Source organism: Halosimplex litoreum (genome assembly GCF_016065055.1).
GTDB classification, from domain to species: domain Archaea; phylum Halobacteriota; class Halobacteria; order Halobacteriales; family Haloarculaceae; genus Halosimplex; species Halosimplex litoreum.
On sequence record NZ_CP065856.1, the window covers coordinates 1,350,606 to 1,370,339 of the forward strand.

The window sequence follows — 19,734 nt, forward strand, 5'->3', positions numbered from 1 at the left end:
GGCGGCGCTGCCGGGCGCGAGCTTATTAGCGGGACGTGCGTATCGACACACATGACCGACGCCGAAGAGATCGAGATGGACGCGGCGGAGTGCGACCAGTTCCTGGGGAGCGGCGGAACGGGAGTGCTCTCGCTCTCGACGACGGGGGACGAACCGCCGGACGCCGTCCCGGTGTCGTACGGCTACGACGCGGAGCGTCGCGTGTTTCACTTCCGTATCTCCCTCGGTCACGAGGACGACCCCGGTGACCTGGCCGGGCGTGCGGTAACGTTCGTCGCGTACGGCGACGGCGACGGGAACGGGCGCTGGCGGAGCGTCGTCGCGCGCGGTCGGCTCCAGAGCGCCGAGGAGGAGGGGATCGCCACCGAGACGCTGGCCGAGATGGAGCGGGTCGATATCCCGCTGGTCGACGTGTTCGAGGAGCCGCTGCGGATGGTGTCGTTCGATTTCTTCCGGCTCGACCCCGAGGAGTTCACCGGCCGGCGCGAGTCGCTCGTCAACGAGTGAACGGCGCGCGACTCGGCGAGGGTCGCCGCCGTCCCGCCGTCGCTCAGCCCGGCAGGAAGACGTTGATGACTGCGACGACCAGCCCCGCCAGCCCCATCCGGGCGGCGGCGACGTACCAGCGCTGACCGGATATCGAGCCCATGTACGCGCCGAACGCGCCGAGGACGGCGATACCGAGCGCGACGGAAGCGAGCGCCGCTTCGACCATCGAGAAGACGGTCCCCTCGACGAGGAACGGCAGGAGCGTGATCAGGATGCCGATGAGCGGGCCGAGGCCGCTGGCGACCGCGTGGACGATCCGGGCACCGCTCTGTTCGCGCTGGATGCGCGTGTCGTCGAGATCGGTGAGCATCGCCCGCTCGACGCGGCGGATCTCCGCGCGGGTCTCGGCGCGTTCGATCTCCCAGACGCTCCACACCGCCGAGGTGCCGAGCCCGACCGCCGCGCCGGCGCCGATCTTGAGGACGGTCGCGCCGTCGGGCACGCCCGAGAGGACCGCGCCGACGACGACGCCGATAGCGGTGAGCGTCCCGTCGAAGCCGTTCGAGACGAAGTAGCGGCGGGCGATCGAGAGCACGTCCTCCTTGCCGAGCAGGCGACGGGCGCGGTCGAGGGCGGACACGGTCAGCCGTCCTGTGGCGTGGGGCGGTCCTCGACGACGTAGTCGCCGCATGCGACCTCGTCGACCGAGTGGATCGTCCCGCTCAACTCCTCGACGGCCGACTCGACGGCGTCGAAGTCCAGGTCCTCACCCTCCAGCGTGACTTTGACGTTCTGGACCTCTTGGTCGAGTTCGACGAGCGACGTGCTCGCGCCCTCGACCGAGTCGAGGTCGCCCAGGTGCTCGGTGAACGCGAGCAGTGGCGGGTCGTGCGGTTTCAACACGTCGACGACGAGTCGGCGGACTGGTGCCATGAGCGATCGTCCGACCGCGACTCACAAAAAAGCGAGTCGCCGCTGTCCCGGGCCGCCCCGGTCCGGGTCCGGGGCCTCAGGCGGTCAACACCGGGCGGCCGGCCGCGTGGGCGACTCTATCGGCGACGCTCCCCATGTGGCCCTCCACGTGGTGGGAGTGGCCCTGATAGCCCAGGATCACGAGGTCGGCGTCGATCTCGTCGGCGTAGGTGACGATCTCCTCGTGGGGCGCGCCGTGGCAGACCCGCGTCTCGACGGCGACGCCGTGGCTGTCCGCCCGGTCGGCGATATCGCCGACGAGTTCCCGGCCGTCCTCCTCGAGTTGCTGGAGGACGATCTCGGCGCTGCTCAGGGCGGGCTCGCCGTAGCGGTCGGTGTCGACGACGTACATCGTGTGGACGGTCGCGCCGAACTGCTCGGCGATCTCCAGGGCGTGCTCGACGGCGCGGTTGGCCGGGTCGCTCCCGTCGGTCGGGACGAGGATGGTGTCGTACATCTATCTCCCCGTCGAGCGGTACGGGTCGGTCGACTATCAACTTCGACCCGGCGACCGCACGGGTCGGGGCGCGAGCGGGTCTGACCGCGACGGCCGGCGAGGGGAACGCACCGCGTCAGTCGGAGTCGGCGCCGGCGTCCGGGTCGGGGCCGCGGAACCACCCCAGCGACGCCATCGCGGCGACGGCCGTGGCGCCCGCGACCAGAGCGGGCCCCGACGTGGCGACGCGATAGACGAGGACGGCGCCGGCGGCGACCGGCGCGACGGCGCTCGTGCCCGCCGCGAGCAGGCCGACCAGCGCGGCGTCGACGCCGCTGGCGCCGGGGGCCGGAACGACCGCGGCCGCGACCGCAGCCGGGATCACGGCCAGGAGGACGCCGACCGCGACCGGCTCGCCGACCGCGCGGAACGAGAGCCACAACGCGACGACGGTCAGCCCGTGGGCGACGGCGAGCAGGGCGACGAGCGCCGCGAGTTGGCGGGGCGACCCACCGCGCAGGCGTGAGAGCGCGCTCCGGAACCGACCGACCCGCTCGGCGATGGTCCCCCGGTCGGGCGGGGTGACGCGGGGGACGACCCCGAGCGCGGCGGCGAGTCGGGCGGCCAGCGAGACGGTCCGAGCGGCCGCGCGGTCGCGGACCCGCCAGAGAGCGACCGCGCCCGCCGCGGCCAGCGCGCACAGCCCGACGCCGACGGCCGCCAGCGCGGCCACGTCGGCGCGGCCGGCGGTCGCCAGCAGGTACCCGACTCCGAGGACGCCGAAGGCGCCGACGAGGACGTTGGTGAGCGCACCGACGGCGACGACCGCTGCGACGCCGTCCTCGTAGTCGGCGTCGGACGAGCGGGCGACGAGCAGGCCGTTGACGGGTGCTCCACCGGCCTGGCCACCCGGGACGACCGTGCTGACGACCGTCGTCGCGACGTACGCGCCGAGTACGCGACTCACCGGCGCGTCGTAACCGAGGACCCCCAACAGGACGCGCAGCGCGAGCCCCCTGGCGACCAGCACCGCGACCGCGACGCCGGCGACCAGCGCGACCGTCCCGGCGTCCGCGTCGGCCAGCGCCGCCCCTATCGCGTCGGGACCGACGAGCGCGACGGCCCCGACGACGGCCGAGAGCGTCGCGACGACCGTGAGGACGGTGCGCGCGGCACGGCCGCCGGAACCCCCGGACCGGTGGGTCGCCGAGCTCACGGTACCACCCGCGAGCGACGCTGCCCGCCGTCGCCGTCGTCGGCTCGTCGCCGTGCCCGTTGGCGTGGCTGTTCGCGTCCGTACATGTGAGATCACCCGTGCCGCGTACCCGTCGAGGTGGGACCACAGTTTGGGGACACACCGGCATAACTGTGACGCGAGTGACGCCGGCCCGAATCGGGAGGCGCGTTCACGCCGTCGGTAGTCACGGGTCCGCCCGCGATTGCGGTGAGGACAGCGCCGGAGCGTCCGGGCCGGAGTGAGTGCACTCGTCACAACGGATATGCGGGTGCGGCCCGTCGGTCCGACGATGCGCGACGGCCGGATCGACGCACTCCTCGCAGAGCTGACCCGCGACGAGAAGCTCCGGCTGGTCCGCGGCCGACCCGACCCCGAGGGTCGCGCGACGGGGTACCTGCCGGGCGTCGAGCGGCTGGATATCCCGCCGCTGGGACTCGTCGACGGCCCTCTCGGCGTTCGCGACCGCGAGGCGACGGCGTTCCCGGCGACCATCACGCTCGGGGCGACCTGGGATCCCGACCTCGCTCACCGCGTGGGTCGCGCCCTCGCGGCCGAGACACGCGCTCGCGGTCACGACGTGCTGCTCGCGCCGGGGCTCAACGTCGTCCGGGTCCCCACCGGCGGGCGCACCTTCGAGTACCTGAGCGAGGACCCCCGACTGACGAGCGCAGTCGGCGCCGCCTACGTCGGCGGCGTCGAAGCGGGGGGCGTGGCCGCGACGGCGAAACACTTCGTCGCGAACAACCAGGAGCACCGGCGCGACGTGGTCGACGCCGTCGTCTCCGAGCGGGCGCTCCGGGAAGTCTACCTGCCGGGCTTTCGCGCGGCGGTCGAAGCGGACGTCTCGGCGGTGATGGCCGCGTACAACAGGGTGAACGGCCACTACATGAGCGAACACCGGCCATTACTGGAGGGCGTCCTCCGCGAGGAGTGGGGGTTCGACGGCGTGGTGACGAGCGACTGGTGGGGGACCCACGACGCCGTCGCGGCCGCCGAGGGTGGGCTGGACCTGGAGATGCCCGGTGCGTCCGTCGTCGAGCTGTTCGCCCCCCACAGCCGCGTGCTGCGCGCGATGGTCCGACTGCGGCCCTCGGACCGGCTGGACCTCGACCCGCCGCTGTTCTGGCGGCCGGTCCAGCGGTTGTTCACCGACGACGGCCAGCCCGACCCCTACCCCTTCGATCTCTTCGGCGACCCGCTCCGCCGAGCCGTCGCCGACGGGCTCGTCGCCGAGGCGACGCTCGACCGGAAGGTCCGACACGTCCTCGGGCTGTACGACCGGCTGGGGAAGCTCGGCGGGCCGCGAGGAGAGCGCTCCCGCGGGGCGCCACGGACCGTCGACTGGGAGGGCCACCACGACCTCGCCCGGGAGGTGGCCCGCCGCGGGACCGTCCTGCTGGCTAACGACGGCACCCTGCCGCTGGGCGGGAACGAGTCGCTGGCCGTCGTCGGACCGAACGCCGACGAGGCGAAGGTCGGCGGCGGCGGGAGTTCGGAAGTCACGCCCACCCGGACGGTTAGTCCCGTCGAGGGCCTGCGTGAACGGGCGAGCGCGCCAAACGTCGGCTTCGAACGCGGGGTCAAACCGGTCGCGAACCCGTCGATGTTCGACGTGCCGGGGTCGGGGCTCCGTCGGCGACTCCGTTCGGGACCCGACTTCGACGCCGCCGTGGCCGCGGCGGCCGCCGCCGACGTTACGGTCGTCGTCGTCCAGGACGGCGCGACCGAGGGCGAGGACCGCGACTCGATGGCGCTGCCCGGTGGACAGGACCGGCTCGTCGGTGCGGTCGCCGAGGCGAACCCGCGGACGGTCGTCGTCTGTCGCTCCAGCGGCCCCGTCGAGATGCCCTGGGCCGACGACGTGGCCGCCGTCGTCCAGACGTGGTACCCCGGCCAGGCCGACGGCGCGGCGCTGGCTGACGTGCTCTACGGCGCCGACCCCGGCGGCCGGCTCCCGGTGACCGTCGGCCGACGGTTCGAGGACTACCCGGTCGCCGGCGACGAGCGCCGCTACCCCGGCGAACACGAACACGTCCACTACGACGAGGGCGTCTTCGTCGGCTACCGCGGGTTCGACCGCGACGGCGTCGCCCCCCGCTTCCCGTTCGGCCACGGCCTGAGCTACGCCGACTTCGAGTACGACGACCTCGCGATCGAGCACATCGACACCGACGGCGGGGGCGACGACCTCGACGCCCCAGTCCTCGACGCGACCGTCACCGTCGCGAATCGCGCCGACCGACCCGGTCGAGAGGTCGTCCAGGCGTACGTCGAACCGCCGGCGGCGCCGGCGGGGATCGACCGTCCGCGGCGCGAACTCGCGGCCTTCGAGTCGGTCGGGCTCGACGGCGGCGAGCGGCGGACCGTCCCGCTGTCCGTTCCGAAACGGGCGCTCGCCCGCTACGACCCCCGTGACGGCTGGACGGTCGACGCCGGGGAGTACGCCGTCGTCGTCGGCCGGTCCTCGCGGGACGGACGGGTGCGGGCGAGCGTCGAGCTATCGAAGTAGCGGCGGCCGGGCGCGACCGGCCCGTCAGGAGTCGGGTTCGAGCGCGTCGAGGAGTTCCTCGGCCGACCGGATCGACGCGAACTCCCCGTCGAGCTGGGCCAGCGCCGTGCGGTGGATCAGGTCGGCGTCGAACTCCTCACGGCCGGGCTCGCTCCGCTCGTCCGACGAGCCGCCGGTCGCTTCGCTCCCGGAGACGTCGAGCGACCGGTCGAAGGTGGCGGTCGCGTCGCGGGCGACGGTCACGCCGAACCCGCGGTTCTCGGCCATCCGCGCCGTCGTCGAGACGCAGTGGTCGGTCGTCAGGCCGCAGACGACGACGGACTCGTGGCCACCGTCGCGGAGCCAGTCTTCGAGGTCGGTGTCGACGAACGCGCCGTTGACCCGCTTGACGAACGCCGGTTCGCCCTCCCGGGGCTCGAACCCGTCTTTGAACGCGAACCCCCGTCTGTCGCCCCGCAGCGGCGAGTCGGTCTCCGTCGAGTCGTGGCGGACGTGGGCGACCGGTGCGTCCGCCTCGCGCCAGGCGTCCAGCAGACCCAGCGCCGCGTCCTCGGCGTCGGGGTTGTTGCGCTCGCCCCAGCCAGGGTCGTCGAAGCCGCGCTGGAAGTCGACGAGGACGAGCACCGGTTCGGACGACGAGCGCGGGGGAGAGTCGGACATCAGTCGTCGCCCGCGGCCGTCGAACCGCGCCCGTGACCGGACCCGTGGTCGCACAGCGCGTCCGATTTCGGGTGTTCGCGTGTGACGGTGATAGGGCAGTCGTCGGGCATCGCCGAGTCGTCTTCCGAGAGCATGTACTGGACCCACTCGCGGTCGCCGTCGACGCCCCAGTCGCCCAGGTCGGCGTGGGGGCAGACGCCGTCGTAGTCTCCGAGGCGGTCCTGGATGACCTCGCGTGCGTGCTGGCCGGCGTCGGTGTCACCGGTGACGCCCATGGTCTCGAACAGCGCCCGCGGCTGGAAGGTGATCTCCAGACCGACCGGGCAGAAACGGCTCGTGCGGTCGTCGTAGAAGGGCGCCCGGCAGGTCGGGAACATCGGTTCGCCGCCGAAGGAGAACTCCCAGTAGGGGTCGTCGGGGTCGGTCGGGATATCTGTCGGCCACGGCTCCGGGTCGTGGACGTGCAGGAACTGGAGGACGTGCCACAGGCTCCGGTGGTACTCGGCCTCCGACAGCGGCTCGGCGGGCGGCCGGAAGAAGGTGACGAGCGACGCGCGGTCGCTGTGGTCCCGGTAGGTGTCGAGGTACTCGAGGACCGTCCGCCCGAGGTCGAGCAGCGCGTCCTTGTCGGTCATCGACGGGACGGCGGTGTACAGCGGGTCGCCGTTGGCGACCGACTCGACGCCGAAGAAACAGGGGAAGGGACTGCCGTTGCGCTCGCCGAGTAGCCCCTCCCGGAACGTGTTCCAGTGGGCGGCGACCCAGTCGGGGGCCGCGCCCGAGTCCACCCGCGCCGCGACGGTCTCCTGGTCGACCAGGTTCCCGACCACTCGCTTCGTCATCGATCGGATCCAGATGCCGTATCCAGTTCAATCCGTCGTTGGCGGTCGCCGAATCACGGTCGGCCGACCGGGTCACCGACCCGGATCGCGCCGCTCTCGACGATCCGGCAACGGAGGCCGCCGCGGCCGGCCAGCGCCGCTGTCGCGTCCGGTTCGTCCAGCCGGTCGGCCAGGTACGCGCAGGGTTCGCAGGGCCCCGACCCGACGCAGACCGCGTCGCCGACCCGGAACCGTTCGTCGACCAGCCCGTCGAGGTCGACGCCGGCGACGGTGACGTTTCGCCGGTGGACGCCCGCTTCGATCGAGAGGCCGTACTCGCGTTCGACCGCGGCGAGCGCCTCGCTCGCGACGAGCGTCAGGTCGCTCCCCTCGCGCGAGCCCGGCGAGTCGTCGAAGTAGCGGTCGCCCCGCAGCCCCGCGCCGGCGACCGCTTCGACCCGCTCGACCGGTTCCGGGTCGGCGCCACTCGCCGGGACGACGTGGATCCGCTCGACTGTTCCGTTCATACGGTACGGTCGGGGGCTGTCGGAATAACTGCTGGCAGACGGGAAAGTGAATCAGGTATAGCGGCTGGACGACCTATGTTATCTGATCCATAGGCCTATTCCTATGGAGGCAATACCATAGGGTAACGGAGGGCGTCCTACACGACGGTCGCCGACTGGCAGGATGTCGAAGGGAACTACGTCGTTGACGTTACCATCCGCCAGACCGAGGACGCACAGTACCCGAGCGAGTGGGACTACAGTCTCCACCTCGGGGAAATCGACGGCGACACCGTCCTCCGGTACGACAACGTCCACGAACGGACGAAAGGGCACGAGCGCCACACCGGAGACGAGGTCGAAGTGATCGACTTCCCTGGGATGCTCGCACTCCACGACCGGTTCAACGGAGAGGCGGAGGCGATGACCCCCGTCTCGTGGGACTGGCCGGAGTAGGACGCCATCGGGAGGACCACAGTATGCCAACGCTCAAAGTCACCGTCGGTGAACGCGACCGTCTCGACCAGCGCACGCGGCAGCGAATCGCGGCCGCTCAGGACGGGGAACACCTCGACGACGCGCAACCGGTCCTGAACTTCGGGTCGTACGCGGAACTCAGTCGCCTCCTCAGCCGGACGAATCTAGAACTCCTGGAGACGATCTTCGAGCACGGGCCCGAGAGTATCCGAGAGGCGGCCGAATTGGTCGACCGAGACTATAAACAGGTTCACCGGAACCTCTCGGAGCTCGAAGATATCGGTGTCGTCGAGTTCGAAGGCGGCGGTTCCGGTCGGGCCAAGAAGCCAGTGCTGGCCTACGACGGACTCGAAATCGACATTCCGTTCGCTCGATCAGACGACAGCACCGGTACAGCAGCGCCGTGAGAAAACCGGAACGCAGTCGATATGTCCTACGGCAAGCGAGCCCGCGGGGGTCTCGCGAGCGCAGCGAGTGAGACCTCGCGGGCTCGTCGACCGAGGAACGGAGTGACGAGGAAGACGAGCCCGCGGGGATTTGAACCGAGTGCGAGACGGTCGCCTCGCTCCGCTCGGCGCTGCGACTCGCGTGTTCAAATCCCCGCAGGTGACGACATTTGCCGCTCGCGAATTGCTCGCGGCAAAATGAGCGAGCCCGCAGGGGTCTCGCGAGCGCAGCGAGTGAGACCTCGCGGGCTCGGCGACCGAGGAACGAAGTGACGAGGGAGACGAGCCCGCGGGGATTTGAACCCCGGGCAACTTGGTCCGGAACCAAGCACTCTGTCCACTGAGCTACGGGCCCACGTGTCCGGGTAGCGCGCTGGGACTCTTAATCGTTGTGAGACGGCGGCGAAACGCGGAGAATCCGGGTCGCGGTCAGGGCTGCTCGCCCGTCTCGATCGTGAAGTCGTCGGTCGGGTAGGCGACGCAGGTCAGGCAGTAGCCGTCCTCCATGTCGTCCTCGAACAGCGACTCGTTCTGTTCGTGCTGGATGTAATCGAGCGCGGGGCCGTCCTGGATCTTACCGGCACAGGAGACACACTGGCCCTGCCGGCAGGCGTAGGGGAGGTCCCAGCCTTCCTCCTCGCCCACGTCGAGGATGTTCTCGTTGTTGGCGATCTCGATGGTCTCGCCCTCCTTGGCGAACTCGATCTCGTAGTACTCGACCTCGTCGTCGGCGATAGCCTCGGGGTCGAAGCCCTCCTCGTCCTCTTCTTCCTCGCCCTCGGCGAGCTCGGCGCCGCCCTCGCCGGCGGGGATGGCGCCCGCGGCACCGCCGCCGATCGAGCGATTCATCGGCTCGGGGAAGTCCGTCTCCGGCACCGCCGCAGCGCGCTGTTCGAGGACTTCCTGGGAGATGTCCGCCGGGGGCTCCCAGCCGGTCCCCCGCGCGTAGTGGACCGCGACGACGACGAGTGTCAACGCCGCCCCGATCGCGACACTCACTGTAGTGTCCATATTCGGGCTTCGGAGTGCCCGTATAACTAACTGACGCTTCAACGGTGGCCGACCGCCCGACCCCGGCCCCGAACGTGTTCTCCGGGCGACGGGACCCGCACGATGGGGGCCGGCCGACGGGACCGCGCCTACTCCTCGCGCCGCGGCACCTCGTGACGCCCGAACCCGTAGCGAAGCCGGTTGGCCAGCCGCCGCGAGAACCGCCCCGGCCCCTCGCTGCCGGACGACCGCGAGTCGAAGCGCTCTGCCAGCGCCTGGTAGATCAGGGGGACGGGAACCTCCTGTTCGAGGGCCTCCTGGACGGTCCAGGTGCCCGTCGAGCCGCCCTCGATGCGGTCGGCGACGGTGCCCAGATCGGTGCCCTCCTCGGCGAAGGCCTCCTCGCAGAGTTCCAGCAGCCACGAGCGGATGACGGCGCCGTTGTTCCACGTGCGCGCGACGGATTCGAGATCGAGGTCGTAGCGGCCGTTCGCCAGCAGCTCGAACCCCTCGCCGTAGGTCTGCATCAAGGCGTACTCGACGCCGTTGTGGACCATCTTCACGTAGTGGCCCGACCCCGCCGGGCCCATCCGGTCGTGCCCGTCGGAGCCGGTCGCGACGGCGTCGAAGACGGGGGTGAGTTCCTCGTAGGCCCACTCCGGGCCGCCGACCATCAGCGAGAAGCCCAGCTCGGCGCCCGCGGGGCCGCCCGAGGTCCCACAGTCGAGGTAGGCGGCCGTCGTCGACTCGGCGCGGCGGACCGAGTCCTCGAAATAGGAGTTGCCGCCGTCGACGACGACGTCGTCGGCGTCGAGGTGCGGTTCCAGGTCGTCGAGCGCGGCGTCGACGGCGCCGCCGGCGGGGACCATCAGCCAGATGCGCTTGTCGTCGCCGAGTCGCTCGGCGAGGTCGACCACACTGTCGGCGGGGGTCGCGCCCGCGTCGGCGGCCGTCGCGACGGCCTCCTCGTCGAGGTCGAAGGCCACCACGTCGTGGCCCGCTTCGAGCACGCGGTCGACGACGATCTGTCCCATCCGTCCGAGTCCGACGACGCCCAGTTGCATACGCCGAGTCTCGCCGGGCGCGCAAGTAGGGGTTGTGGTTTCGCGGTTCGCCCGGGCCGAACCGTGTCGGGTGCACCACCGGACCGACCGTCACGTACCCGGCGCGTGACCGGTACGTACCGCGCGACAACACTCTTGACGATAGCCACCGTATCACATAGTGCGGACGCGGCGAGGACAGATCGGACGAGCCGAGTGGGTGCGCCCGACAGGACGGGCTCGCTCGGGTTGGAGGCAAAATCGAATGGCCCGTAAGAGGGCGACGAGATGAACGCCTCGAAGGAGGACCGAAGCGCGCCAGGACCGGTCCGGCCGGCCGGATCGGTGCGAAGGCCAACTACCGGACGCCGGGTGACCGGCGCTCGGGAAGCCGGCCGCTGGCAACCGCTGGTGTGAGTCCAGCTAAAGCCCGGAAGGGCGACGCCGGGGAACCGGCTACAGCCGGAGAACGCCGGAAGAGCCGTACGGTGCGCGGAAAACGTCTCCCGTCCGAGTCCAGATCGTGGCGTCCGGCCGATTTCTTCACGCTCCCGAGCCGAAGGCGCGTCGCGACGATTCGATACACCGGCATACGCTTGACAGCGTCAGACGCCATCGGCTCGGTGGACTCGCGGAGAGGCGCGACGGGGCAGGGGGAAACCGGACGAGAGCGGCCAGAAGTGACGACGAGAGCGGCCAGAAGTGGCGAATCGCGGTCAGTCGTCGCAGTCGTCACTACCGTCGCCGTCGTGGATGGGACGCAGCGGCGTGATCTGCGGGCCGCGGTCGGTCGGGACGACCTCGGCTTCGATCTCGAACACGTCGGCGAGCAACTGCTCGGTGACGACCTCCTCGGGCGAACCCCGGCCATGAACGGCGCCGTCCTGCAGGGCGACGACGCGGTCGGCCAGCCGGGCGGCCTGCTGGAGGTCGTGGAGGACGACGACGACGGTCTTGTCGCTCTCGGCCCGCAGCGTCTCGACGATCTCCATCACCTCCAGCTGGTGGTGCATGTCGAGGAACGTGGTCGGCTCGTCGAGCAGGAGCACGTCCGTCTGCTGGGCGAGGACCATCGCGATCCAGACCAACTGTTTCTGGCCGCCCGAGAGGCTGCCGACGTCGCGGTCGCGGAGGTGGTCGACGCCGGCCAGGTCGATGGCGCGGTCGATGGCCGCGCGGTCCTCCTCGGTGAGGCCGTCGAAGAACCCGCGATGGGGGTACCGACCGTGTTCGACGAGCTTCCGGACGGTGATGCTGTCGGGCGCGACGTTCTCCTGGGAGAGCAGACCCAGCCGGCGGGCCAGGTCCTTGGCGTCCATGTCGGCGACCTCGCTGCCGTCGATGCGGACGGCGCCGGCCTCCGGGGCGAGCTGGTCGGCCATCGCCTTCAGGAGAGTGCTCTTCCCACTGCCGTTGGGGCCGACCAGCGCCGTGACCTCGCCGGGCGCGGCGACGAGCGACTCGCCGTCGACGACGGGTTCCTCGCTGGTGGGGTAGCCGACGACCACGTCCTCGGCTTCGAAGGGCGTCCCGCCGGCGTCGGCGTCACCGCCGGCGGCGATGGCGGGCGCCGAGAGCGCCGACCGGGCGTCGGGGCTCTCGTCGCAATCGGTGTGGTCGTCGTCGCGGTGCGGCGGGGTCGGGGTGGTGTCGCTCTGGCTCATATCTGTCCGAGTTGCTCCTGTTTGCGCATCAGGTAGAGGAAGTACGGGCCGCCCACGAGGCCGGTGACGATACCGACGGGGAGCTGGCCGCTCCCGCCCGCGAGGACGGGGATGGCCAGGCGCGCGCCCACGTCGGCGGCCACGAGCAGTGCCGGCCCGGCGAAGACGCAGCCGACGACGAGCCGGCGGTAATCGCTGCCGACGACGTTGCGGACCACGTGGGGGACGATGAGGCCGACGAAGCCGACGATGCCGGCGACGGCGATGGAGGCGGCGGCGGCGAGGACGCCGACCGCAGAGAGGGCGAAGCGCATCCGCTCGACGTTCATCCCGAGCGAGGAGGCGGTGCGTTCGCCCAGCAGCAGGACGTTCAGCTGGCGGGCGCCGACGAGCGCGAGGCCGACGGCGACGAGCGACCACGGGAGCGCGGTGCGGACCTGCTCCCAGTCGACGCCGGTCAGCGAGCCGGTGGTCCAGGCGATGGCCGACTGGACCACGCCGATGCTGTCGGCGAAGAAGAACAGTCCGGTCTGGAGGCTCTGGAAGACGGTCCCGACGATGACGCCCGCCAACACCAGCCGGACGGGCGAAGTCCCTCCCTTCCAGGCGATGACGTAGACGATGACGAACGCGGCCATCCCGCCGGCGGCGGCGATGATCGGCAGCGCCGCCGCGAGCACTGGGAAGACGACGAGCGTCAGGAGGATGAGCAGGCCAGCGCCCGAGGAGACACCCAGCACGAACGGGCTCGCGAGTTCGTTGCGAGTCACGGCCTGGAAGATGGCGCCCGAGACGGCGAGGTTCGCGCCGACGAGTCCGGCGACGAACACGCGGGGCAGCCGGATCGTCCAGACGATGAGCGTCGGCGTCGCGAGGTCGGGCAGTTCGCCGCCGAAGCCCGTGACCGTTCGCATCAATCCCTCGCCGAGCAGGAAGTTCAGCACCCAGCGGTGGTCGAGCAGGACGGCGGGGTCGACGACCGACCCCCACGCCCGGGCGACCGACATCGAGTACGTACCGAAGCTCACCTGGACGAGCCCGGCGACCACCGTGACCGCCAGACTCGCCAGGCACAGCCCCAGCAGCGACCGGTCGACCCAGTCGAAGCGGGCGCTCTCGGCCGCCTCCGACTCGCCCCCCGGCGCGACGTTCTCCGCCATTCGATCGTTTTAGGTATGCCTAAACAGTGGTTTAGTGGTTGCGGTTCGCCGAGGCGCCCTCCGAGCGGCCGCCGCCGTCGGGCGCATCCCCGGCGGGTGCGTCGCCGGCGGGAACGTCGTCGGGCGCGTCGCCGTCGGGGTCGTTGGCAGCGGTCCGTCCGGCCTCGATCTCGGCGGCGCGTTCGAGGACCGCGTCGTCGTCGAGGTGTTCGAGGAGTCGCTGGTGGCCGCGGTCGGTCAGATCGGCGACTTCGTCGGCGCTCCGGCGGGTGTCGAAGGCGTCGTCGATGTACTCCTCGCGGAGGTCGTCGAGGGTCGCGTCGTCGGCGTCGTGGTCCTCGGGGACGCGCTCGTCGAACCACTCGCGCCAGCGTTCGCGGTCGCCCCACTCGCCCTCGAACTCGCTGTCGGGGCGGAGCCAGTCGTAGTGGCGGGCGAGATCGACGGGGTAGCCCCGCTCGACCCGGCGGTCTTCGAGCAGCGTCCGGGCGACGTGGGCGCCCCGGCCGGCCGCGACGACGGCCTGTACGTCCCGCTGCCCGGCGGGCGAAGCGACGTAGAGCCCGTCGACGGGCGTTCGGCCGTCCGCGTCGGCGTAGTCGGGGTCGACGTGTTCGTGGGTCTCGCCGTCGTGCTCGTGGGCCTCGAACATCGCGTCACCGGTCAGCGGGCGACAGTACTCGCCGGTGTAGCGCGTCGCGGCGATCACCCGGTCGGCGACGACGCGACGGCCGTCCTGGGTCTCGACGGCCAGCGGCGCGTCCGCTGGGTCGGCGCTCTCGTCGTCGGTCGGGTCGGCGTCGCCCGCCCGCTCGACGGATTGGACGAGGTCGTCGACGAGCCGGCAGCCGGTCTCGCGGGCGTGGTCGCGGAGCAGTGCCTGGAACGTCTCGACGTCGATGCCGGCGGGGAAGCCGGGGTAGTTGCCGAGGAACGCACAGCGGTCGAGCGACGCGGTCCCGCGGTCGAAGACGACGGTGTCGAGCCCGGAGCGAGCGAGGAAGACGCCGGCCGCCGCACCCGCGGGGCCGCAGCCGACGACGACGGCGTCGGCGGACTCGAACGCAGATTCGGGTTCGCCACCCTCGCTCGCGTCGCTCATCTACAGGTCACCCGCGACGATCGCCGCGACGCGCTCGCGGTCGAACAGCTCTGCGTCGGCGCCGTACAGTTGGTTCGCGGTCCGCTCGGTCAGCACCATGCTCGTGATCGGGCCCTGGTAGAGGCCCCCGGCGCGGTAGACGTCGCCGTTCCGGACGGCGGTGAGGGTGCCGGCGGTCTGGTGGTCTTCGAGGAACGAGACGACCGTGTTCTGGAACTCGTCGGCGGACATGGCCTCGTAGCCCCGCAGCATCATCACCTCGGGGTCGACCTTCAGCAGCGTCTCCAGGTCGATGGCCGCCCGCGAGCCGTGGAAGTCCTTGATGTCCGTGCTCGCGAGCGCGTCGCGCACGCGGAGGTCGGTGAGGTGCTTGAAGCCGGTCCCCTCGCCGACGACGTAGGGGTAGTACTCCTCGGGCTCGTTGCCGACGCCCCAGAGGACGGCGACTTCCGGTCGGTCGCCCTGGTTCGGGACGACGGGCGCGAGGTTCGACTGGAACTCGTCGTGGACGGCCTCGAACGCCTCGTAGCGGTCGGTGCGGTCGAACACCTGCGCGAGCTTCTCGAAGCCCTCCATGAGGGTGTAGTAGCGGTAGTCCGAATGCCAGGGGTAGTGCTGTGCGTAGATGCAGTTGCCGAAGATGGGCCCGATCTCCGAGACGATCTCGTCGACGTCCGACTGCTCCCACCCTTTGAAGCGGTTCATCAGGAAGTTCGGGTCCATGACGTGGACGTCGGCGTCGAGCTCGTAGAACAGCTCCGTGCCGACGCCGCCGTCCTGGTAGAGCGAGACCACGTCGCTCTTGTCGACGCTGACGCCCGGGATCGAGTCGTAGTAGTCGGTGTGATAGCGGCTCTTCAGCCAGACGCCCTCCGGCGGTTCGAGGCCGAGGGCGATCCCCATGTCGGCCCACGAGCCGTTGTTGGCGACCCAGGTCTCGGGGACGGCGTCGAAGGTCACCTCACCGACGGGCTCGATCGACACCGAATAGGACGTCTCGACCGCCGACGACTCCGTACTGGCCGGTGTCTCCGTCTGTGTTCCGGCGCCGCCGGTCGGCGTCGGCGTGTCGGTGGGCGTCTCGGTCGGCGTCGCGGTGTCGCCGCTCCCGTCGGCGGGCGTGTCGGTCGCTTCGCCGCCCGTACAGCCGGCGAGGCTTCCGCCGCCGACGAGCGCGGCCGCGGTGGTCAGGTAGGCTCTGCGTGTGGGATCGGAGTCGGATTCGTCGGTCATTGTCCGGTGATGATGTCCGCAACGGTGTCGTGGTCGAACAGCTGGTCGTCGGTCGCGAGGTCGGGGTAGGCGCCCTCGGTGTAGCTCGGCCACTCGCCGAAGGCCTCGGGGTACAGTTGCTTTGCGCCCATCTCGATCTGGAAGAGATTGAGCAGCGGGCCCTGGTGGCGAGTGCCCTGGGCGTGGACGCGGCCCTCCTCGACGGCGGTGACGGTGCCGGCGACGGGGTCGTCTTCGAGCGAGTCGCGGATCGCCGCCATGTCGTGAGCGTCGACGACGCCGCCGAGGACGAGCAGCACGTCGGGGTCGGCCTCGGCCAGCCCCTCGTAGTCTACTTTCGCGCCGTTGGCGACGTCCGCGCCGAAGGCGTCGGTCGCACCGAGCGGCCGCGTGTGTGCGGCGTGGTAGCCGAGAGCGTTCACGTCGTAGGTCCACATCCCGTCGCCCGCCGTGGAGGGCAACACCATCGCCACGGAGGGGCGTTCGCTCTCGGGCGGTAGCCCCGCCTCGACGGTGGCGAGTAGATCCGCGCGAACGTCGGTCAGCGCCTCGTAGCGAGCCGTCTCGCGGAGCGCTCGCGCGACGCCGCCGAAGGTCTCCCAGAGGGTGTAGTACTCGTAGGCGTCGGCGTAGGCGTCGGGCGGCGAACCGTGCTGTGCGCTGAAGGTGTTGCCGAACCACGGGCCGACGGTGTCGGCGACCGTCTCGACGCTCTCGCGGTCCCAGTTGCCCATCGTGGCGACGTTCGCCGGGTCCGCGAGGTGGACGTCGCTGTCGAGTTCGTATACTTTCTCCTCGGGGGGGTTCCACGAGGCGAAACAGTCCGACCAGTCGACGGTCACGCCGTCGAGCGCCGGCGTGAACGCGTTCATCAGGGAGTTCGTGTAGTCGACGGCGTACACCGCGTTCACGTCGTCGCCCCGGCCCAGCGCCAGCGCCATGTCGGCGTGGCTGGAGAGGATCGTGAAGATCGACTCGGGCGTCGACTCGAAGCGCACCTCGCCCATCGGCGCCAGCTCGACGCTGTAGGGCCCCGAGGGAGTCGTCGTGGCCGTCTCGGTCGCCGTCACCGATTCCGTCGCGGTCCCGTCGCTGGGCTGTGCGGTCGGGTCGTCGGTGGGCGTCGTCGGGGTCGGGTCCGCCCCGTCGGCGGGGCCGGCCTCGGGCGTCGGCGTCCCGGTCGAGTCGCTCCCGCCGAGACAACCCGCCAGCGCACCGGCAGCGGCCAGTCCGACACCGGCTCGGACGACCTCGCGCCGCGTCCGTTCTCCGTCCGTTCCGTCGTGCATACGTTTTAGGCCAACCTAACTCCATAAAGCCGTTTCGGACTTTAGGCAACCCTAAAAAACGGATGACAGGATACCGTCGTGAAAGAAAGGGAGGGATCGAGGCGAGTTCGGACGCGACGCGGTTCGGTCGGGCGGCGACAGCAGGGAGGCCTGACTCGGGCGTCGCGCCACCGTTTAGTCCGCGGCGGCCGATGGCGGGGTATGGACGAACGCGTACGAGAGCACGCGGAGACGCTGGTCGACTGGAGTGCGCGGATCGAGGCGGGCGACGACGTGGTCGTCTCGGTCGACGAGGGCACCCACGATCTCGCCGTGGCCGTCGCCGAGGCGCTGGGCGAGCGCGGCGCGAACGTGACGACCGTCTACGCCTCCGAGGAGGTTCAGCGGGCCTATCTGCGCGCCCACGACGGCGAGTTCGACGAGGACCCCGCACACGAGTTGTCGCTGTACGAGAACGCCGACAGCGTGCTGTCGCTGGGCGGTGGACGCAACACGGCGGCGACCGCCGACGTGCCCGGCGAGCGCACCCAGCGCTACGGCCGGGCACGAGAGGGGATCAGGGAGGCCCGGCTGGCGACCGACTGGGTGTCGACCGTCCACCCGACCCGCTCGCTCGCTCAACAGGCCGGCATGGCCTACGCGGAGTACGAGGAGTTCGTCTACGAGGCCACGCTCCGGGACTGGGAGTCCCTGGCGGAGGAGATGGACCAGTTGAAGCAGATCCTCGACGACGGCGAGGAGGTCCGGATCGTCAACGAGGGCACCGACCTGACCCTGTTCGTCGACGGTCGTACCGCCGTCAACTCCGCCGCCAGCGTCGCCTACGACTCGCACAACCTCCCCTCGGGCGAGGTGTTCACCGCGCCCTACGACACCGCCGGCGTCGTCACGTTCGACGTACCGATGACGATCCGCGGCCGCGACGTGCGTGACGTGAAGCTCACGTTCAAAGACGGCGTCGTCGTCGACTGGGAGGCCGCCCAGGGCGCGGACGTGATCGACGAAATCATCCAGACCGACGGCGGCTCGCGCCAGCTGGGCGAACTCGGGATCGGAATGAACCGCGGCATCGACCGGCCGACCGGGCGTATCCTCTTCGACGAGAAGATGGCCGGGACCGTGCACCTTGCGCTCGGCCGCGCCTACGACGCCAACCTCCCCGACGGCGAGTCCGGCAACGACTCGGCGGTCCACGTCGACCTCATCACAGACATGACCGGCGACTCGCGGCTGGCGGTCGACGGCGAGGTGATCCAGCGAAACGGTGTGTTCCGGTGGGAAGACGGGTTCGAGGGCTGAATCGGATCCCGTCGACGCGGCGGAGACGAAACTTCCGCGGGCGCAAGGACTACGGGAGCACCCGCGAGACGGCTAGTCGTGACTACTCACGACGTCGCTTTCATCGGGACGGGCGACCTGGCCGACCTGAAGAACCCCAACCCCGAGGGGTTCGCGATGAACTACTACCACGCCGAAGGCTACGAGAAACTCGACGACTGCGAACTCGTCGCCTGCGCGGACCTGGAACGGGAGCGCGCCGCGGCGTTCGCCGGTCGGTTCGACATCGACGATGCCGGCGTCTTCACCGACTACGAGGCGATGCTCGCCGAGACCGATCCCGATATCGTCTCGATCTCTATCTGGCCCGCGGACCACGCCGACGTGGTCCTCGACTGTGCGCGGAGCGACAGCGTCGACGCCATCCACTGCGAGAAGCCGATGGACCTGACGTGGGGGAACTCCCGGCGGATGGCCGAGGGCTGTCGCGAGGCGGGCGTCCAGCTCACGTTCAACCACATGCGCCGGTTCAAGCCGACGTGGGTCGAAGCCCGCGAACGGATCGACGACGGTGCCATCGGCGACCTCGAACGGATCGAACTCTCCCCCGGAAACGTCTACGACGGCGGGACCCACCAGATCGACTTCGCGACGGGCGTCGCCGGCGACCGTCCGGCCGAGTGGGTGATCGGACAGATCGACTACCGCGAGGCGAATCAGTGGTTCGGCGCCCACAACGAGAATCAGGCCCACGCCCACTGGCGCTACGAGAACGGCGTCGACGCCGTCGTCTCGACCGGCGGCGACCGGTCGTTCGTCCCCGCGGACATGCGCTTCGTCGGGGGTGAGGGCGTCCTCGAAATCGGGCCCGAGGACTCCGAGGCGGACCTGCGCTGGCGTGCCGACGGCGACGACGAGTGGGAGGACGAGACGGTCGAAGAGGGCGCCTGGACGGACCCGATCCACGACGCCGTTGCCCACGTCGTCGACTGCCTGGAATCGGGCGACCGGCCGGTGATCGGCGCCGAGAACGCGCTGAACAGCACCGAGATCATCTTCGGGATCTGGGAGTCCGCACGCCGGCGCGGCCGCGTCGACTTCCCGCTGGAGATCGACGACAACCCCCTCGAAGCGATGGTCGAATCCGGCGATCTGGATCCGCAGTAATCGAGACGGCTCTCGCTCGCTCCGTCGTATTCCGTCGGGACCGGTGCTCGGTACAGGAAGTAGTGAGCGATCGCGGTGGCGCGCGCTGTCGCGAGTCTCGTCTCGCGACAGCACCGTGCGAGGGATGAGCGAGTGAGCGCAGTGAACGAGCGAATCGGCTGGGGAGGTTCGTGGCTGTCTGCAGTGCTGTGCGGCTGCGGTCCCTGGTGGGCTGAAAGGGCGAGGCGCGCTCGCGCTCGTTCAGTCGTCTGAGCG

Annotated in this window: 19 protein-coding genes, 1 tRNA gene and 1 pseudogene; 6 read left to right on the forward strand and 15 right to left on the reverse strand. The window is 70.5% G+C overall.

The window, feature by feature from the left end:
• The first annotated feature begins 51 nt into the window (after positions 1 to 51).
• Entirely contained in the window at positions 52 to 507 is a 456-nt protein-coding gene (locus tag I7X12_RS06595; RefSeq protein WP_198063053.1) for a pyridoxamine 5'-phosphate oxidase family protein, read from the forward strand.
• A 43-nt stretch (positions 508 to 550) separates the two neighbouring features.
• On the opposite strand, the gene I7X12_RS06600 is transcribed toward I7X12_RS06595, so the two are convergent.
• The 4 genes from I7X12_RS06600 to I7X12_RS06615 form a co-directional block, all read right to left on the reverse strand.
• Complete coding sequence (locus I7X12_RS06600) at positions 551 to 1,129, reverse strand: VIT1/CCC1 transporter family protein (protein WP_198063054.1); 579 nt, start codon at positions 1,127 to 1,129, stop codon at positions 551 to 553.
• A 2-nt stretch (positions 1,130 to 1,131) separates the two neighbouring features.
• Positions 1,132 to 1,422, reverse strand: coding sequence for a DUF211 domain-containing protein (locus I7X12_RS06605; RefSeq protein WP_198063055.1), 291 nt, complete (start codon positions 1,420 to 1,422; stop codon positions 1,132 to 1,134).
• Positions 1,423 to 1,498: 76 nt separating this feature from the next.
• On the reverse strand, positions 1,499 to 1,918 hold the full coding sequence (locus I7X12_RS06610) for a universal stress protein (RefSeq protein ID WP_198063056.1): 420 nt from the start codon (positions 1,916 to 1,918) through the stop codon (positions 1,499 to 1,501).
• 115 nt (positions 1,919 to 2,033) lie between these two features.
• Positions 2,034 to 3,113: a lysylphosphatidylglycerol synthase domain-containing protein gene (locus I7X12_RS06615; RefSeq protein WP_198063057.1), complete on the reverse strand. Its 1,080-nt coding sequence runs from the start codon at positions 3,111 to 3,113 to the stop codon at positions 2,034 to 2,036.
• Positions 3,114 to 3,423: 310 nt separating this feature from the next.
• On the opposite strand from I7X12_RS06615, the gene I7X12_RS06620 reads away from it, so the two are divergent.
• Complete coding sequence (locus tag I7X12_RS06620; protein WP_198063058.1) at positions 3,424 to 5,643, forward strand: beta-glucosidase; 2,220 nt, start codon at positions 3,424 to 3,426, stop codon at positions 5,641 to 5,643.
• Between the two features lie 24 nt (positions 5,644 to 5,667).
• Here the strand turns inward: I7X12_RS06620 and I7X12_RS06625 are convergent, their stop codons facing one another.
• The 3 genes from I7X12_RS06625 to I7X12_RS06635 are packed head-to-tail and all read right to left on the reverse strand — an operon-like array spanning position 5,668 to position 7,651.
• Positions 5,668 to 6,303, reverse strand: a complete 636-nt coding sequence (locus I7X12_RS06625) for a cysteine hydrolase family protein (RefSeq protein ID WP_198063059.1) — start codon at positions 6,301 to 6,303, stop codon at positions 5,668 to 5,670.
• Positions 6,303 to 7,145: a YqcI/YcgG family protein gene (locus I7X12_RS06630; RefSeq protein WP_198063060.1), complete on the reverse strand. Its 843-nt coding sequence runs from the start codon at positions 7,143 to 7,145 to the stop codon at positions 6,303 to 6,305. The genes I7X12_RS06625 and I7X12_RS06630 overlap by 1 nt, the downstream gene beginning before the upstream one ends.
• A gap of 53 nt (positions 7,146 to 7,198) precedes the next feature.
• A complete protein-coding gene (locus I7X12_RS06635; protein WP_198063061.1) occupies positions 7,199 to 7,651 on the reverse strand; it encodes an MOSC domain-containing protein in 453 nt (150 codons plus the stop codon).
• Between the two features lie 132 nt (positions 7,652 to 7,783).
• Between I7X12_RS06635 and I7X12_RS20860 the strand changes: the two are divergent.
• A pseudogene (locus tag I7X12_RS20860) lies at positions 7,784 to 8,086 on the forward strand (toxin-antitoxin system TumE family protein); the annotation flags it as partial.
• A 23-nt stretch (positions 8,087 to 8,109) separates the two neighbouring features.
• Positions 8,110 to 8,514 carry an HVO_A0114 family putative DNA-binding protein gene (locus I7X12_RS06645; RefSeq protein ID WP_198063062.1) on the forward strand — a complete coding sequence of 135 codons (405 nt, stop codon included), beginning with the start codon at positions 8,110 to 8,112 and terminating at the stop codon, positions 8,512 to 8,514.
• Positions 8,515 to 8,835: 321 nt separating this feature from the next.
• On the opposite strand, the gene I7X12_RS06650 is transcribed toward I7X12_RS06645, so the two are convergent.
• The 8 genes from I7X12_RS06650 to I7X12_RS06685 form a co-directional block, all read right to left on the reverse strand.
• A tRNA-Arg gene (locus tag I7X12_RS06650) sits at positions 8,836 to 8,908 on the reverse strand.
• Positions 8,909 to 8,982: 74 nt separating this feature from the next.
• Positions 8,983 to 9,564 carry a 2Fe-2S iron-sulfur cluster-binding protein gene (locus I7X12_RS06655; protein ID WP_198063063.1) on the reverse strand — a complete coding sequence of 194 codons (582 nt, stop codon included), beginning with the start codon at positions 9,562 to 9,564 and terminating at the stop codon, positions 8,983 to 8,985.
• A 128-nt stretch (positions 9,565 to 9,692) separates the two neighbouring features.
• Positions 9,693 to 10,607: a phosphogluconate dehydrogenase (NAD(+)-dependent, decarboxylating) gene (gnd, locus tag I7X12_RS06660; protein ID WP_198063064.1), complete on the reverse strand. Its 915-nt coding sequence runs from the start codon at positions 10,605 to 10,607 to the stop codon at positions 9,693 to 9,695.
• A gap of 695 nt (positions 10,608 to 11,302) precedes the next feature.
• Complete coding sequence (locus tag I7X12_RS06665) at positions 11,303 to 12,250, reverse strand: ABC transporter ATP-binding protein (RefSeq protein ID WP_198063065.1); 948 nt, start codon at positions 12,248 to 12,250, stop codon at positions 11,303 to 11,305.
• Complete coding sequence (locus I7X12_RS06670) at positions 12,247 to 13,410, reverse strand: FecCD family ABC transporter permease (protein WP_198063066.1); 1,164 nt, start codon at positions 13,408 to 13,410, stop codon at positions 12,247 to 12,249. The genes I7X12_RS06665 and I7X12_RS06670 overlap by 4 nt, the downstream gene beginning before the upstream one ends.
• Before the next feature lie 31 nt (positions 13,411 to 13,441).
• Positions 13,442 to 14,512, reverse strand: a complete 1,071-nt coding sequence (locus I7X12_RS06675) for an FAD-dependent oxidoreductase (RefSeq protein WP_198063067.1) — start codon at positions 14,510 to 14,512, stop codon at positions 13,442 to 13,444.
• On the reverse strand, positions 14,513 to 15,745 hold the full coding sequence (locus I7X12_RS06680) for an ABC transporter substrate-binding protein (RefSeq protein WP_198063068.1): 1,233 nt from the start codon (positions 15,743 to 15,745) through the stop codon (positions 14,513 to 14,515).
• Positions 15,742 to 17,034 (reverse strand): ABC transporter substrate-binding protein, encoded by a 1,293-nt coding sequence (locus tag I7X12_RS06685; RefSeq protein ID WP_198063069.1) that lies wholly within the window; start codon positions 17,032 to 17,034, stop codon positions 15,742 to 15,744. Before I7X12_RS06685 ends, I7X12_RS06680 begins: the two co-directional genes overlap by 4 nt.
• Positions 17,035 to 17,235: 201 nt before the next feature.
• Between I7X12_RS06685 and I7X12_RS06690 the strand changes: the two genes are divergently transcribed.
• The gene (locus tag I7X12_RS06690) at positions 17,236 to 18,333 is read left to right on the forward strand and encodes an aminopeptidase (RefSeq protein ID WP_198063070.1); all 1,098 of its coding nucleotides are present in this window, start codon (positions 17,236 to 17,238) and stop codon (positions 18,331 to 18,333) included.
• A gap of 78 nt (positions 18,334 to 18,411) precedes the next feature.
• Positions 18,412 to 19,479 carry a Gfo/Idh/MocA family protein gene (locus I7X12_RS06695; RefSeq protein ID WP_232343085.1) on the forward strand — a complete coding sequence of 356 codons (1,068 nt, stop codon included), beginning with the start codon at positions 18,412 to 18,414 and terminating at the stop codon, positions 19,477 to 19,479.
• The last annotated feature ends 255 nt before the right edge of the window (positions 19,480 to 19,734 follow it).

Excerpts from the sequence above, each read along its gene's own strand:
- I7X12_RS06595 (WP_198063053.1), top strand. The coding sequence starts at position 52 with ATGACCGACGCCGAAGAGATCGAGATGGACGCGGCGGAGTGCGACCAG.
- I7X12_RS06605 (WP_198063055.1), bottom strand. The coding sequence starts at position 1,422 with ATGGCACCAGTCCGCCGACTCGTCGTCGACGTGTTGAAACCGCACGAC.
- I7X12_RS06610 (WP_198063056.1), bottom strand. The coding sequence starts at position 1,918 with ATGTACGACACCATCCTCGTCCCGACCGACGGGAGCGACCCGGCCAAC.
- I7X12_RS06620 (WP_198063058.1), top strand. The coding sequence starts at position 3,424 with ATGCGCGACGGCCGGATCGACGCACTCCTCGCAGAGCTGACCCGCGAC.
- I7X12_RS06625 (WP_198063059.1), bottom strand. The coding sequence starts at position 6,303 with ATGTCCGACTCTCCCCCGCGCTCGTCGTCCGAACCGGTGCTCGTCCTC.
- I7X12_RS06630 (WP_198063060.1), bottom strand. The coding sequence starts at position 7,145 with ATGACGAAGCGAGTGGTCGGGAACCTGGTCGACCAGGAGACCGTCGCG.
- I7X12_RS06635 (WP_198063061.1), bottom strand. The coding sequence starts at position 7,651 with ATGAACGGAACAGTCGAGCGGATCCACGTCGTCCCGGCGAGTGGCGCC.
- I7X12_RS06645 (WP_198063062.1), top strand. The coding sequence starts at position 8,110 with ATGCCAACGCTCAAAGTCACCGTCGGTGAACGCGACCGTCTCGACCAG.
- I7X12_RS06655 (WP_198063063.1), bottom strand. The coding sequence starts at position 9,564 with ATGGACACTACAGTGAGTGTCGCGATCGGGGCGGCGTTGACACTCGTC.
- gnd (WP_198063064.1), bottom strand. The coding sequence starts at position 10,607 with ATGCAACTGGGCGTCGTCGGACTCGGACGGATGGGACAGATCGTCGTC.
- I7X12_RS06665 (WP_198063065.1), bottom strand. The coding sequence starts at position 12,250 with ATGAGCCAGAGCGACACCACCCCGACCCCGCCGCACCGCGACGACGAC.
- I7X12_RS06670 (WP_198063066.1), bottom strand. The coding sequence starts at position 13,410 with ATGGCGGAGAACGTCGCGCCGGGGGGCGAGTCGGAGGCGGCCGAGAGC.
- I7X12_RS06675 (WP_198063067.1), bottom strand. The coding sequence starts at position 14,512 with ATGAGCGACGCGAGCGAGGGTGGCGAACCCGAATCTGCGTTCGAGTCC.
- I7X12_RS06680 (WP_198063068.1), bottom strand. The coding sequence starts at position 15,745 with ATGACCGACGAATCCGACTCCGATCCCACACGCAGAGCCTACCTGACC.
- I7X12_RS06685 (WP_198063069.1), bottom strand. The coding sequence starts at position 17,034 with ATGCACGACGGAACGGACGGAGAACGGACGCGGCGCGAGGTCGTCCGA.
- I7X12_RS06690 (WP_198063070.1), top strand. The coding sequence starts at position 17,236 with ATGGACGAACGCGTACGAGAGCACGCGGAGACGCTGGTCGACTGGAGT.